Annotated in this window: 9 protein-coding genes; 4 read left to right on the top strand and 5 right to left on the bottom strand. The window is 62.3% G+C overall.

Annotation, left to right across the window (positions count from 1 at the left end):
• Positions 1-258: 258 nt before the first annotated feature.
• Both BT125_RS27595 and BT125_RS27590 read right to left on the bottom strand, forming a co-directional pair.
• Entirely contained in the window at positions 259-1,959 is a 1,701-nt protein-coding gene (locus BT125_RS27595) for a cyclic peptide export ABC transporter (protein WP_072412280.1), read from the bottom strand.
• 34 nt (positions 1,960-1,993) lie between these two features.
• Positions 1,994-3,055: a TauD/TfdA family dioxygenase gene (locus tag BT125_RS27590; protein ID WP_072412278.1), complete on the bottom strand. Its 1,062-nt coding sequence runs from the start codon at positions 3,053-3,055 to the stop codon at positions 1,994-1,996.
• Between the two features lie 336 nt (positions 3,056-3,391).
• Between BT125_RS27590 and BT125_RS27585 the strand changes: the two genes are divergently transcribed.
• The 3 genes from BT125_RS27585 to syrC are packed head-to-tail and all read left to right on the top strand — an operon-like array spanning position 3,392 to position 7,464.
• Positions 3,392-5,239: an amino acid adenylation domain-containing protein gene (locus tag BT125_RS27585; RefSeq protein WP_072412276.1), complete on the top strand. Its 1,848-nt coding sequence runs from the start codon at positions 3,392-3,394 to the stop codon at positions 5,237-5,239.
• 17 nt (positions 5,240-5,256) lie between these two features.
• On the top strand, positions 5,257-6,192 hold the full coding sequence (gene syrB2, locus BT125_RS27580; RefSeq protein WP_072412274.1) for a syringomycin E biosynthesis L-threonyl-[L-threonyl-carrier protein] 4-chlorinase SyrB2: 936 nt from the start codon (positions 5,257-5,259) through the stop codon (positions 6,190-6,192).
• Positions 6,193-6,252: 60 nt separating this feature from the next.
• Positions 6,253-7,464, top strand: coding sequence for a syringomycin E biosynthesis aminoacyltransferase SyrC (syrC, locus tag BT125_RS27575; protein ID WP_072412272.1), 1,212 nt, complete (start codon positions 6,253-6,255; stop codon positions 7,462-7,464).
• A gap of 451 nt (positions 7,465-7,915) precedes the next feature.
• Here the strand turns inward: syrC and BT125_RS27570 are convergent, their stop codons facing one another.
• The 3 genes from BT125_RS27570 to BT125_RS27560 form a co-directional block, all read right to left on the bottom strand.
• Positions 7,916-8,527 carry an aspartyl/asparaginyl beta-hydroxylase domain-containing protein gene (locus BT125_RS27570; RefSeq protein WP_072412270.1) on the bottom strand — a complete coding sequence of 204 codons (612 nt, stop codon included), beginning with the start codon at positions 8,525-8,527 and terminating at the stop codon, positions 7,916-7,918.
• A gap of 153 nt (positions 8,528-8,680) precedes the next feature.
• A complete protein-coding gene (locus BT125_RS27565; RefSeq protein ID WP_072412268.1) occupies positions 8,681-10,051 on the bottom strand; it encodes an MFS transporter in 1,371 nt (456 codons plus the stop codon).
• Positions 10,048-11,052 carry a cupin-like domain-containing protein gene (locus BT125_RS27560; protein WP_072412266.1) on the bottom strand — a complete coding sequence of 335 codons (1,005 nt, stop codon included), beginning with the start codon at positions 11,050-11,052 and terminating at the stop codon, positions 10,048-10,050. The genes BT125_RS27565 and BT125_RS27560 overlap by 4 nt, the downstream gene beginning before the upstream one ends.
• 362 nt (positions 11,053-11,414) lie before the next feature.
• Here BT125_RS27560 and BT125_RS27555 point away from each other — a divergent pair.
• A partial coding sequence (locus BT125_RS27555; protein ID WP_170866880.1) for a non-ribosomal peptide synthetase occupies positions 11,415-15,268 on the top strand: 3,854 nt, incomplete at its 3' end.

Below are 15,268 nucleotides of genomic sequence, written 5' to 3'. Positions count from 1 at the left end.
AATTCCATACGTTCCTTCTCAGAGATTTGTCAGTGCTGCCCGGGTTGAATGCAACAGGCACGCCTGGAGTTGATGCAAATCCGCGCTAGTAGCCAGCGCGGCATGGGGCGATCGAGCGACCGGAGCGTTCTTGCATGGCATCGCCACCCGGCGCTGGACGCACGTCTGCCGGGTGAAGTTGATGCCAAGCGTTTTTCACGATTTTTCAGCGGTACTGTCGCGACATCGCAAGCCGGATGATGGGGCCTGGATGGACATTCAGGCTCGCTTGTCGCGCAAGGCGCAGTTGATGTCGGAAACGATCTGGCCATCCGACAACTTGATGATGCGATCAGCCAGTTGGAAATACTGGTCGTCATGGGTAATGATCAGCACCGTCTTGCCACGACGCTTGAGGTCGGGCAGCAGTTCCTCGTAGAAGAACTTCTTGAACGGTGGATCCTGGTCCGCGGCCCATTCGTCCAGCACGTAGACCGACCGGTCTTCCATGTAAGCGCACACCAGTGCCAGGCGTTTTTGCTGGCCATAGGACAAGGCCTTCAGGGTTGAATACCCCTGCCCTTCGATCTTGATCTTGTCGGCCAGCCCCAGGGTTTCCAGGTACTTGCTCGCCAGTGTCGGGCTGCCGTCCTCTTCGTCGGGGCCGATGAGGCGGTTGAACAGATGGAAATCGGAGAACACCGCGGAGAACAGATCGCGATAGTCGTTGCGATTTTCATCCGTGACAGGCTTGCCATCGAGCTGGACCTCACCCTCCTGGGGGATGTAGAGCCCGCAGAGGAGCTTGGCCAAGGTGCTTTTACCGCAACCGTTGCCACCGACAATGTAGATCAACTCGCCTGCCTGCACCGTCAGGTCGATGGGCCCCAGGGAAAAACCGGTCTCGGCGTGCAACTCCTGGTAATGCATGCGCACGGCTTTCAATTCGATGCGATTCCACGACTTCTTGTGCTCCAGCAGATGAACCTTGGCCACGTCGGTCTCGATGGGTTCCGGGTGCGGATCGTTGATCGAGAAACCGAACTCCGAAAGACGCGTACACGCCACCCGTCCCGCCGCCAGCAAGGGCATCGCCCCGACCAGCAACGACAGCGGGCCCATGATGTACAACACGGCCAGGACGCTGGCGGTCATGATTTTCGGATCGATGGCACCGACCAGGGGCGCGGCGAACAGCAGGCAACCGATCAGCAACGACAGCGTGAATTGCCCGACGTTGTCGGCGGCGGTGTACCACAGGCGCTCGACGAAGTTGTAGCGCGCCACCCGGGTGGAAGACGCCTCGATGGCCGAGCGACCGAACCAACGGCGCCGCACGCCATTGAGCTTGAGTTCCTTGAGGCCGAACACCAGAGCGTGGGTGTATTCATTGAACGCGGTGTATTCGTCCCGCACACGAGAGGTGTTCCGCACGCCACAGGAAAAGAAGAACAGATACAGCCCCACCCCCAGAATCATCAGTGAAACCGTCAAGGCCAGCACGACCCAGGACAGGTAGGCCAGGTAGCCGATGCCGAACAGAAAGACCGTCGTCTCCACCAGTATCGTGGGCATGATGATCAGTGTCGTATTCAATTGCGGGATGTCGTTGGTCAACATCGTCAGCACATTGGGCGGGCCACGCCGGTCCACTTCTTCCAGGGGCGTGGCGAGAATCTTGCGGCATAGCGCAATGCGCAAGCGCGTCATGATCCGCATGCTGGCGTAGGCCGGGAACAGCGCCGCACCGTTGCGCAGGATCAGCGCCGTGGCACTGAGCCCGATGAACCAGTACAGCGCATGCAGGCGCGAGCCGTCATTGTGGATAGCCTCGTTGATCACGCTCACCACCGCGATGGACGCCACCCCGCTGATGACACCGCAGATCAACGTAAAGAGCGTCAGCCAGGGATGGTTACGCCACAGCAGGCGCATGACCGAGCCTGGCTTGGGCTTCTTCGCTTTCTTCTCTTTTTTCATGGGTTGCTATCCTTCAATGGAGTCGCGAAAGGGCTCACGCCGGTCGCCATACATCGCCCCGGGCGGTCATTTCGCCCATCGCCACAACGATGAGGCGTGGTTCCTCGTAAGGGTCGCGAGCGTGGGCGGCCAACATGTTGTCGAGCATCACCACATCGCCCTTGCGCCAGGCGAACCTGACCGCACAGGCCTCATAGGCCTCACCGAGCAATGCCATGACGTCGTCTTCAATCGGCGTTCCATCGCCGTAACTGACCATGCGCGGCAGACGATCGGCGCCGAACATATCAAGCAGGTCTTCGCGCATTTCCTCGCCGAGACAGAACGGATGGTGCAGCTGTACCTGATTGAAAAAGGCCCGCTCCCCGGTCACCGGATGCTGGATAACCGCTGGACAGAGGGTGCGCACCTGAAGGGTTTCGTCGTCGAGCCATTCGAAATCGGTGCCCTGTTCCCGGCATCGCTGTTCGACGGCCGCGCGGTCGCTGGTACCGAAGAACGATGCCCAGCTCGGTTCGACGCCAGCGGTAAAGGTGCGGCTGTACATCAGGCCTTTTTGTTCGAACCGAGCCACCACCTGCGGCGGCAGTCTTTGCAGCACTTGCCGGATGTCGGCCAGCGGCGTCGCACCGCCAACCCGTGACGGCTGCTCGCAGTAGAACCATTGCTTGCGCGGCCAGCTTTCCAGGTGCGAGCTCTCGTTGTGATACAGGATCATCTCGCGCTCCGGATACGGCGTGGAGCGGTAGACGTTGCGTCCGCCCTCCTTCTTCGGCAAGTCGCCGTAGCTGCCGTGCAACCCGGGCGACAAGGCTTCGGCGAACGCCTCGAAGGCCGGCACCGAACCGAGGTCAAAACCACGAAACAGCACCGCGCCGTGACGACACAGCAACGCCTCGATGGCCTCGCGATGGGTGTTGGCCCACAACGAAGGATCCAGCCCTGGTCCGATCGGCTCGATCACCACCGGCAAACTCAAATCGTCGGCGAGCAATGACAGCCTGACCGATTCGCCGGCCCCGTGACCTGGCCAGACAAGCGAATCCGCCATCCCCTCAGCGGGCATGACGGGCGATGCGTCAGTTTGAAGACTCATGAATAACTCCTGAACCACGGATCGTCGGATCCACGTCGCAGGGCCGGACCAATGTGCCCCACCATCGGGCAAGGATAAAAACACTGATCCGGGATGATGTCTGGCACCGCAAACCGGGACAGAGGGGTCATGGTGTTTACTCGGGCCGTTTGCGGAGCGGCTGATCTTTGTCCCCATTTCCCGCGACAGACGCCGGCACGAAGTCGGTGCTGAAATGCGTCAGCTGCGAATTGCACAGGTACCGCAAACGATGCCGTGGGTCGCAGTGACGTCTCGAGCACATCGGTTTGCGACACGCAAACACGCTGTGCCTGGCATTTAACAGGAGCGTTAGTCATGCCGATTAAGAACACTGGCGGATCGGTCAACCCCGCGCCAGCCCCCCTCACGCCCGGTGCATTCCTGCATGAAACATTCGTCGCCCGGGCCCGTGAATTCCCTGAGCGAACCGCGGTTTCCGACGCCTCTCGCTCATTGAGCTACGCACAACTCGACACGGCTTCGTCGCAGCTGGCGGCCAGGCTTCGCCAGGAAGGCGTCCAGGACGGCATGCTGGTGGGGATGTGCCTGCCACGTGGCGTCGACCTGGTCATCAGTCTGCTGGGCATCCTCAAGGCCGGCGGCGCCTACGTCCCGGTCGACCCGCAATACCCCGGCAAGCGGGTCGAACACATCGTGCGCGACAGCGGCCTGGGCCTGATGATCGGTGAACTCGCCGACCTGCCCCAGAGCGCGTCCGTACGCGTCCTGTCCCTGGCCGAGCTGCTGGCCGGCCCGACCCTGCAACCGCTGCCCGCCAACGACCGCCGCAACCCCGACGAGGCCGCGGCCTATGTCATCTATACCTCCGGTTCCACCGGCGAGCCCAAGGGTGTATTGGTTGCGCACGGTAACGTCAGCCGCCTGTTGGACAGTACCCAACGCTCGTTCGCCTTCACCGAAAACGACGTCTGGTCGATGTTCCACTCCATCGGTTTCGACTTTTCGGTGTGGGAAATCTGGGGCGCCCTCGCCCACGGAGGCCACGTCGCCGTGGTGCCCTACGATGTTTCGCGCTCGCCAAGTGGCACGCGTCAATGGCTGGCCGACCAGGGCGTGACTGTCCTGAGCCAGACGCCATCGGCGTTCCGCGGCCTGGATGAGGCGGACCGCTCTGCCACTGCGCCACTAGCCCTGCGCTATGTGGTGTTCGGCGGCGAGGCGCTGGACGTCAAGGCCCTGCGCCCGTGGTTCGACAAGTACGGCGACGCGGCCCCGCAATTGATCAACATGTACGGCATCACCGAAGCCACCGTCCACACCACCTTCAAACGTGTGCTTGGCCAGGACCTGGAAAGCGCCGCCATGGTGTCCATCGGCACGCCGCTGGACGGCTGGCGCCTGCACCTGCTCGACGCCGATCAACAACCGGTGGCCCAAGGCAACGCCGGTGAGCTGTACATCGAAGGCGCCGGGGTCGCCCTGGGCTACCTGAATCGTCCCGCCCTGAACGCCCAGCGCTTCATCCGGTTGCCGGGCACTTCGGGCCGTGCCTATCGCACCGGCGACCTGCTGGTACTGGGAGACGACGGCGAGTACCGCTACGCCGGTCGTTGCGATGAACAACTGAAGATCCGCGGGTTCCGTATCGAGCCGGGCGAAGTCGAGGCGTGCCTGCAAGCCAGCCCCGCCGTCGCCGCCGCCCACGTGGCCGGTCACGATTACGGCGATGGCGACTGGCGCCTGGTCACCTACGTGGTGCCGACCCATGGCGTCTCGGCCTGGACCGAACAGGTGCGCAGCGAAGTGGCCGCACAGGTGGCCGCGAACCTGCCGGACTACATGCGCCCCTCGGCCTACATTCCACTGGCCGCGTTGCCGGTCACCGACCACGGCAAGATCGACAAGGGCCGCCTGCCCTCGCCCGATTCCACCACCTCGACCGTGGACCACGCCAGCGAACCGGGCCTCACCGAGCAGGAGCAGTTCGTGCTCAAGGTCTGGTCGGACGACATCGGCCTGAAGAACATCGGCCTGAACGATGATTTCTTCGATTTCGGCGGCACCTCCCTGGCCCTGATCCGCTCGTTGAGCACGTTCAAGGCCCATTACCGGGTCAACCTCGACCCAGGTGTGCTGGCAGATGGCGCGACCGCCAAAGTGTTGGCCGGCTGTATCCAGCGCTCCCTTGTTCAATCCCATTGATCGAAAAGGAAAAGCTCATGAGCAAAAAATTCGCCTTGACCCCGGAAGAACGTGCGTCCTTTGAAAAGAACGGCTTCATCGGACCGTTCGACGCCTATTCGCCAGAAGAAATGAAAGAAACCTGGAAGCGCACCCGTCTGCGCCTGCTCGACCGCAGTGCCGCGGCCTACCAGGACCTGGATGCGATCTCCGGCGGCACCAACATTGCCAACTACGATCGCCACCTGGACGACGAATTCCTCGCCAGCCACATCTGCCGTCCGCAAATCTGCGACCGCGTCGAGAGCATCCTCGGCCCGGACGTGCTGTGCTGGCGCACTGAATTTTTCCCTAAATACCCGGGCGACGAAGGCACCGACTGGCACCAGGCCGACACCTTCGCCAACGCCTCGGGCAAGCCGCAGATTCTCTGGCCGGAAAACGAAGACTTCGGCGGCACCATCACCGTCTGGACCGCCTTCACCGACGCCAACATCGCCAACGGTTGCCTGCAGTTCATTCCCGGCACCCAGAACAGCATGAACTACGACGAAACCAAGCGCATGGCCTACGATCCCGATGCCAACAACAGCTCGGTGGTCAAGGATGGTGTGCGGCGCGGTTTCTTCGGCTACGACTATCGTCAGCTACAGATTGACGAAAACTGGAAGCCCGACGAAGCCTCCGCCGTACCCATGCAGATGAAAGCCGGCCAGTTCATCATTTTCTGGTCGACCCTGATGCACGCCTCCTATCCCCACAGCGGCGAGTCCCAGGACATGCGCATGGGCTTCGCCTCGCGTTATGTACCGTCGTTCGTGAAGATCTACCCGGACTCCGACCACATCGAGGAATACGGTGGACGTATCAGCCTTGAAAAGTACGGCGCGGTGCAGGTCATCGGCGAGACGACCCCTGCATACAATCGCCTTGTCACCCACACGACCCGAGGCAAGAAATTCGAAGCCGTCTGATCTTTTCAATGCCATATGACAGTTGGCATGCGCAACGTGCCTGACAGGAGTCCCCAATCCATGACTACTTCCACCGACGCAGCGACGCGCCTGTGTGAGACCGTAAGGATGCTTAGGCACCTTGCCATCCATTTGCCCGATCCTATCTGCCTGAGCTTTTTGGCTCCGGGCAGTGACGTGGCGCCCGACCAGGCGTCCTCCAGCGTGAGAGCCACGGAGCGCGCGGTCAGCGCCGCGTTCGCCAGGATCGGCGTCAAAGCCGTGCAGTACGTGCATGACGGCGAGGCGCAGCTGTCGTCTTTCGAGATGTTCATCAGCAAGAAAATCTGCCAGGCGCTCGAGTTTGCCTATGACCACTTCGACGATGTCGACAGTGCCAAGGACTTCGGGCGCCTGGTCAGACACTTCGATTTCAGCGGTGCGGTGCCCGAGGTCGAGACACTGCACCTGATTACCCGCGACAACGTGGCGCTGTCGGTGCACGCCAGCACCGATCGAAACCGCCCGGCCATCGTTCTCGCCCTGCCCTGCGGCATGCCGTTCGACTTGTGTCGCGACTGGTTCAATGCGCTGAGTGAAAGGTTCTTCGTGGTCACCTGGGAAACCCGGGGGCTGTTCGGTTCCTGCACCTCCTTCGATCAATTGTCCGTGGACACCGATGCCCAGGTGGGCGATCTGATCAATGTGATGAACCACTATGGTCTGCAAAGCGCGCACTTGATGGGTATCTGCGGTGGCGCGGTGATCGCCCTCAGCGCAGCTGCCATACACACCGACCGGGTCAATTCCCTGAGCTTGTGGCACGGCGATTACAATCTGGGCGACGACAGCCTGCGCACCACCCACCAGCAGAACTTCGAATGGCTGATGGAATCGGCCGCCGTGGACCGCAACGAAGCCAGCGACCTGCAGGCGTTGTTCCTGGACCAGGCGACCCTGGCGACCATTCCGGACTCCATCGCCCATGCGGCGCTCTACCCCTATGTCAACGAAGAGCTGTTCTATCGCTATGCGCGACTCAACGATGCGCTGAACAAGACTGAGTTGAAGTCGCGGCTGGAGCAGATCACGGCGCCCACCCTGGTCGTCGCCGGCGATGCCGATGAAACCACCCACATTGGTGGTTCCAAGCACATTGCCGAGTCCATCAGTGACGCTTTGCTGCATGTGGAGCGTAATGGCAGCCATTTGGCGTTCTTCGAGTCGACCCATCGCTCGAAACACACCGCCTTCCACTTCCTGGAATCGACCCTCGAATCGACGGTGGTCTGACTGACCGGATAGAGCGCAGTGCAAAACCCGTGGGAGCTGAGCTTGCTCGCGATAGCGGTGGTTCAGCTTGCATTGGTATTGACTGTGCCGCCGTCATCGCGAGCAAGCTCGCTCCCACAGGGGAGTTGTGGTGGATGTAAGCTCTGTGAACACCCCAAACCAATGTGGGAGCGGGCTTGCCCGCGAAGACAGCGGCACATCCAACATCCCTGCCAGCTGAACCACCGCTATCGCGAGCAAGCCCGCTCCCACAGGGGAGTTGTGGTGGATGTAAGTTCTGTGCCCCCCCCCAAAACCAATGTGGGAGCGGGCTTGCCCGCGAAGACGGCGGCACATCCAATATCAATGCAAACTGACCCACCGCTATCGCGAGCAAGCTCGCTTCCACAAAAGGGGGCTGCGGCGACCTCAATCTTTCGGTCGCCACCCCTCCCGGTGACATGGATTCACATCAAGCCACCATGTGCTTCTCACGATGAAACTCAAGGTACAGCACCGTACGGTGAGCCCTGGACGCATTGACCGCAAAGTGATCCAGGGATCCATCGAAAATCACCAGGTTACCGTTGGTGCTCTGGTTAAAGCTGCCATTGACATTAAGGTAGGCATAGTTCTGTGTGGTAGGCGCATCGATGGTCAATTGCATGTGCAGCAGGCCTTCTTCCCAAGTGCCGGTATGGGAATGCGTACCGAGGAACACATTGGGTTCCATGCGCAATAAGGCGCAAAGCTTGATGCCGGGAATCTTGCTCAGCAGCTCGATGGTCCCGGGCATGGCGTCGCGGGCGTAGGGGATCGGGGTGTCGTAGGCCACCAGGCCGTATTGGGTCCACTCCGGCATGATATCCATGTCGTCGCCCCATCCCCAGAGCCAGCCATACTCTCCCCCAGCCGCCATGTGAGCGTCGATCTCCTCGACGATCTCGGCGATCTGCTTGCCCACGCGGTTGATCGTCAGGGTTGGCGCATTGAGGGCCAGAAATTCCTCGCGGATCACTTCCCAGTTGTCGGCCAGGTTCTTCAGTTGCGGAAAACGGCTGGGATCATAAAACGACGGGCGCATAGGTACTCCTTTTATTGAGGTTGTCGATTCCGCTGGCGATGCCAGAGAGTCCTGTCCGCCGGGTGAGAGGGCGTAGCAGGAGAGCCTGCCAAGGTTGACCCACCGGGCTTGGGCTGTCTGTCACGGGAATCAGGTACACCGGGCCGACCGGCATTACAGGGGCTCGGCCTGGGGGTTTTCGATCATCCGCGCGGCCGCCACCGGCGCCGGGGGCTCGTCCAGTCGACGCATCGGCCCATACAGCAAGACGCTCAATGGCAGGAACGCGAACAACCCGCCGGCCACCACGAACAGCAACCCCACGCCACGCCCCGGCCCTACGCCCAGCCAGCGTCCGATCGAGTCGGCATAAAGCCCGCCAGGCATCAGCGCTGGCTGGAACCAGTGGTCCACCAGGAAACCGCCGATGATCACCGCCAGGCTGGTGGTGGCGATGGTCAACATACTGATCAACGCAAACACACTGGCACGGCTGCCGGCGGGGATCCTGCGCATCCACAGCGAGTTCACGCTGGCGTCGGCGATGCTCGCCATGGTGATTGCGACAAAGGCCAGTGCGCAGTAGGCGAAAGTCTGCGAGACCAGCCCCAAGGCGACGACGCAGCCCGCCAACAACAGATCGGCCACCGCCACCAGCGCCATCAACCGACGCGGATTGCCCATCGAGATCAGCAGCCCCGCGCCCGCCAGCCCACCCAGAGCCGCCCAGGTGTAGGCCATGCCCAAGGCTTGGCTGCCCAGGGTCGATAGCAGCAACGGCGTCATCATCAGGGTGGCCAGTGACAACAGCGCCGTGCGCATCATGGTGTAGACCAGCAGCCCCGCCATCAGCCGCTCGGCGACAAAGAACTTCAGCGCCGCGACGACATTTCCCAGCGCCCCGCCAAACACCGTGCCTTTGGGCCCGCCGTCCTGACGACCCGGCGCTTCTCGCACATGGGAGAACGCCTTGATCACCAGCAAGGTGCCGGAGCAGAAGGTCATCAGGTCCACCGCCAGGATCGTCACCAACCCGGCACTGGCCATGATCGCCCCCGCCAACAACGGTGCCACCAGGGCCGACGCGTTCTTGCTGATACTGATCAACCCCGAGGCCCGGGTGAACTTGTCAGGGGCGACAATCGTACTGACAGCGGCCTGATAGGCCGGTTTGCGAAAGGCGCCGACAATCGACGCCAGGCAATTGAAATTGTACAGGTGCAATGGCTCCAGGCGTTCGAACCAGAGCAGCGCCATGACCCCGAGGAGCAGCACCGCCAGGGTCACATCGCAACAGACAATGATCACCCGATGGCTGATCCGATCGGCCAGCCCACCCGCCAAGGGCAAGAACAACACTGCAGGCAATGTCGCCGCCAGTACCACGTTGGCGAAGGCCACCGCCGAACCGGTATGGTTGTACACCCAGACCCCCAGGGCGAACTCCATCAACGCCGTACCCACCACTGCCAGCGACTCGCCGCACCAGAGGAAATAGAAACCGCGCCCCAGGTCAAAACCCCGGCGGCCGCTCCCAACGCTCATGGGCGCACATCGCGAGGCGTGACCACACCGATCAACTTGTCCAGCAGCCGATAGGCCAGGGAGTAAAGCACCGCGCCAAGTATCAACGGCGCAAAACGGGAAAACAGATAGGTCCGCAACACCCGCCTGGCGATGGGCGAGCTGATGTTGCCACTGACATGCAAGGGCGTCGGGAACGTCGCCGCGACGGTTGCGCCGAATTCATCGTCCATCGATTGCACGGCGTGCCACCAGTAGACCGGGATGTACAGCGCATCCCCCGGTTCCACCACCGTACGCAGTGCCCGCAACGCTCGAGTGCCAGGGAAACGCCCGGTGTCGATGTCGTACAGGTAGCCCGCCTCCTCGATCACTGGACGCAAGGCCCTCCAGCTGGCTTCGTCCGGCGGTAACAGCAACACTTCCTTGGCACCGACGACCTGGGCCATGAACGTTTCGTCGACGACATGGAAGTGCCAATCGGTGTAGGAGTTGCGGTACAGGAAACTGCGATGGGGCGGGTAGTGCCGGGATTTGCCCAACTGCGGCATGAAAGGCAACCCACCGACATCCTCCTTCATCGGCTCGATGGCCGAGCCTTCGGAGAACCGGCAGCTATCGGCCACCAACGGTGAATCACCCACGTTCAGGTCGTCGAGAAACTGGTGGAACGGCATTTCCCGATAGACCGTGTTGGCATACTCGGTCAGCTCGGCCTTGACCTTTGGGTTGGACCAACCGATGACCTCGGAAACGATCTGCGAGCGCACCACCACCGCACTGTTGCGCGAGTGCGCCTTGAGGTAGTCCAGGCGTTGCCATTTCTGGAAAGCCGGCCAATGCCGTACCGCATTCTTGACCAGGCAGGGACGGTTGCGATTGACGTAGCGGCGGGTGAATTCCTCTTTGGAAATCGCCAGCGCATCGATCACGTCGACCGCGCCTGCCTGTGGGTGATTGGGGAAGCGGGACAAGCTCCAGAACTTCGTCGCTGGGCGGTCCGATTCGGCGGTTAATGGCATGTTTCGACCCTCGCAAGCACACTCAGGGCCGTTGGTATAACAGACTCGCGCGACCACGCCCAAGCGCCGCAAAGCCACGTTCCGCGCCGTTGTCCCTGCTTCCCATGACAGACATCCCAAGGCGGATGCTCTAATTTTTTCACACTTTGTGAAGGGATATCAGGCGCAGCCGAACGGCAGGACGGGACCCTCGACGGCTCGCAACGCAGCCCTCGCCACCCCGTCGCACCCAGCGCTTAGCGCCGCCTCCGATGTCCTTCTCCACGGCTATTGATTCCGCCGACTGGCAGTCGTCCAGGCCTTCACCACTGCCATTCGAACGGAGAAAAACCTCAATCGATTCTGCAAGCAGGTGCTCCGAAATGGATTCGTCGACCGATATGTTGCCTACCCAAGACTCCGCGTCCCACGAGCTGGCCTCCGTCCAGCAGGGCATCTGGCTGGATCAGCTCGCACACCCGGACCTGCCCTACTACAACATCGGCATGTCCCTGGAGATCAAGGGCCAGATCGACATTGCATTGTTCGAGAAAGCCATCGAGTTGGTCGCCAACCGGCACGACACCCTGCGCCTGAGCTTCAGTCATGAAGGCGGCACCGGCCGTCAGCGAGTGCTGCCCGAGGTCAAGGTAAACATGGAGGTGGTGGAGTTCTCCGAGGCCGACGCCGAGGCCGGCCTGGCCATGGACTATCTGCGCAACGCCTTTCGCCAGCCCTTTGAATCATTGACGGGCCGGCTCTGGGAGGCACGCATGGTCCGCTGCGGTCCGAACCGCCATTATTGGCTCGCCCGCTACCACCACCTGGTCACCGACGGCATTGGCGTGGCCCTGATCGGCCATGCCGTGGGGGCGGCCTACAATGCGCTGCTGGCCGGCAACGATGAAGTCGCCCAAGGGCATTCCTACCTGTCGTTCCTGGAAGATGACCGGGCTTACCTGGCCTCGTCCCGCTATGAGCGCGACCGCCAGTTCTGGCAAGAAACCTACGCACAGATGCCGCCGTCGCTGCTGCAGCGCCGGGCCGATTTCAAGACAGGCCTGGCCAATGAGCTGGCCCCCAGTGCCCAAGTCCAGGCGATGCTGCCCCGGGCGCTGTACAACGCGTTGACGCAATTTTCCAGCGAACGCAGCCTGTCGGTCGCCCATGTGCTGATCAGCGTGGTCGCCACCTATTTCTGCCGCACCGTGGGCGTCGATGAAATCGTCATCGGCATGCCCGTGCATAACCGCACCACTGCCCGGGCGAAAGAAACCGCAGGCATGTTTTCCTCGGTCAGTCCGATCCGCCTGCCCGTCGACTTCGACGCCTCGCTGCTGGACCTGATGCACACTGCCGGCGGGCAACTGCGCCGCTGCTACCGCCATCAGCGCTTCCCCATCGCCGAACTCAACCGCACCCTGCGCCTGGCACAGACCGGGCGTCGACAGCTGTTCGACGTATCACTGTCGTTCGAAAGCCTGGATGGCGACGATCAGTTTGGAGGCACTTCGTCTACGGTCATCACCATGGACAACGGCTACGAGCAGACGCCCATGGCGATCTTCGTGCGCGACTATCATCCGTTCGAAGACGTCCACCTGGATTTCAACTTCAACACCGCCTACTTCAGTCTGGAAGAGGCCCGGCACCTGCAACAACGCATCGTCTCGATGCTCGAGGCAGTGCTGGAGCAGCATGCAACGCCCGTGGGGCAGTACCCGCTCATGAGCCACATCGAGCAGCAAGGCGTGCAAGTCGAATTCAACGCCACGGCCCGCGACTATCCGCGGGATGTGTTGATTCACCAATTGTTCGAACAGCAAGCCCGGCAGCGTCCGCACGCCTGTGCCGTGCGCGGCGATGCCGGGCCGCTGCTCAGTTATGAACAACTCAACCGCCAGGCCAATCGGTTGGCCCATCGCCTGATCGAGCTGGGCGTGAAACCGGATGACCGAGTGGCCGTGAGCCTGAGGCGGGGACCGGAAATGGTCGTCGCCCTGCTGGGGGTTCTCAAGGCTGGGGCGGCCTACGTGCCCATCGACCCGGACCTGCCGAATGCACGCCAGGCATTCATGCTCGACGACAGCAGCCCTCGGGCCATACTGACCAGCCAGGCGTTGCAAGGCCTGCTGCCAGCGTCGAGTGCCCCGCTGCTGGCCCTCGATAATTACGCCCAACTGGCCGCTCACCCCGAACACAACCCGGACCCGCAAGTCCTCGGCCTGAGCCCCACTCACCTGGCCTACGTGCTCTACACTTCCGGTTCCACCGGCACCCCCAAGGGGGTGATGAATGAACACCTAGGCGTGGTCAACCGTCTGCTGTGGGCCCGGGATGAATACGGCGTCGATGCCACCGACCGCGTGTTGCAAAAGACTCCGTTCGGTTTCGATGTGTCGGTCTGGGAATTCTTCCTGCCGCTGCTGGCCGGTGCCGAACTGGTCATGGCGCGCCCGGGCGGCCATCAGGAACCGGACTACCTGGCCCGGCTGATGCGTCAGGCCAGCGTCACGATGTTGCACTTCGTGCCGTCGATGCTCGACCTGTTTCTCGAACACCATGACGGGCAGGCCTTCCCTGACCTGCGACGCGTGTTGTGCAGCGGCGAAGCCCTGCCCCGTAGCTTGCAACGGCGTTTCGAACGGCAATTGCCAGAGATCGAGCTGCACAACCTCTATGGCCCGACCGAGGCGGCCATCGACGTGACGGCCTGGCGGTGCCGCGCCAGTGACCCTGGTGAAAGCGTGCCCATCGGCCGGCCGATCGCCAATATCCAGATGTACGTACTCGATGGCCGTGGCGCACCACAACCGCTGGGTGTCGCCGGGGAAATCCACATTGGTGGTATCGGCGTGGCCAGGGGTTACCTGAACCAACCGCAATTGAGCGCCGAGCGCTTTATCGCCGACCCGTTCAGCACCGAGCCGAACGCACGCCTGTACAAGACCGGCGACCTCGGCCGCTGGCTCGCCAACGGCGCCCTGGAGTACTTGGGCCGCAACGACTTCCAAGTGAAGATCCGCGGTTTGCGCATCGAAATCGGTGAAGTCGAAGCGGCCCTGGCGTTGTGCCCGGGTGTTCGTGAAGTGGTGGTCATCGCCCGTGAAGATCACCCCGGGCAGTCGGAAAGCAAGCGTCTGGTCGCCTATATCTGCGGCGAGCCGATCCCGGCCGAACAACTGCGCAGCACCCTGCTCAAGCACTTGCCCGAATACATGGTGCCCAGTGCCTTCGTGCACCTCGATGCCCTGCCCCTGACCGCCAACGGCAAGCTCGACCGCCGCGCCCTGCCAGCCCCCGGCCTGGAAGCCCTGGCCAGCAAAACCTACGAGGCGCCCCAGGGCACCACGGAAATCGCCCTCGCCGAGATCTGGAAAGATCTGCTGCAACTGGATCAGGTCGGCCGTCACGACGGCTTCCTCGAACTCGGTGGCCATTCCCTGCTGACCGTGCAGTTGCAGGCCCGCCTGCACCAGGACCTCGGCGTCGAGATCGACCTGCGCACCCTCTTCGCCCAGACCTCGTTGAGCGAACTGGCCCAACGGGTGGAACAGGCCGGTCACTCCCACGTCCAGCCCATCGACGTGGTTTCCCGCGAGCAGGCGTTGCCGCTGTCCCTGGCCCAGCAACGCCTGTGGTTCCTCGATCAACTGGACCACGCCGCCAGTGTTGCCTACCACATGCCCGCCGCGTTGCACCTGCGCGGTAGTCTGGATCGCCACGCCTTGCAACGTGCCCTGGACCGCATCGTCGCCCGTCACGAAAGCCTGCGCACCACCTTCGAACGCCGCGACGGCGAGGTCCGCCAGCGCTTCGCCGCCGCCGACAGCGGCTTCGCCTTGCAGGAACACGACCTGCAAGATTTGGACGCCGATGCCCGGCAAACCGCCGTTACCCAACTCACCCAGGCCGAAGCCCGGGACGCCTTCGATCTGAGCCAGGGACCGCTGATTCGCGGCCGCCTGCTGCGCCTGGCCGAGGACGAACACATCCTGTTGGTGACCCAGCACCACATCGTCTCCGACGGTTGGTCGGTGGCGGTGTTGATCGGCGAGTTCAACGCGCTCTACGCCGCGTTCAGCCAGGGCCTTGACGATCCGCTGCCCCCCCTGGCCCTGCAGTACGCCGACTACGCCAACTGGCAACAGCAGCACCTGCAAGGTGAACGCCTGCACGCCCAGGTCGGTTTCTGGAAAGCGCACCTGGACGGCGCCCCGGCGCTGCTGGAACTGCC

Origin of the sequence: Pseudomonas sp. NFACC04-2 (assembly GCF_900119265.1) — a bacterium.
Classification (GTDB): domain Bacteria; phylum Pseudomonadota; class Gammaproteobacteria; order Pseudomonadales; family Pseudomonadaceae; genus Aquipseudomonas; species Aquipseudomonas fluorescens_AA.
This window is presented reverse-complemented; position numbering and strand designations above follow the sequence as displayed.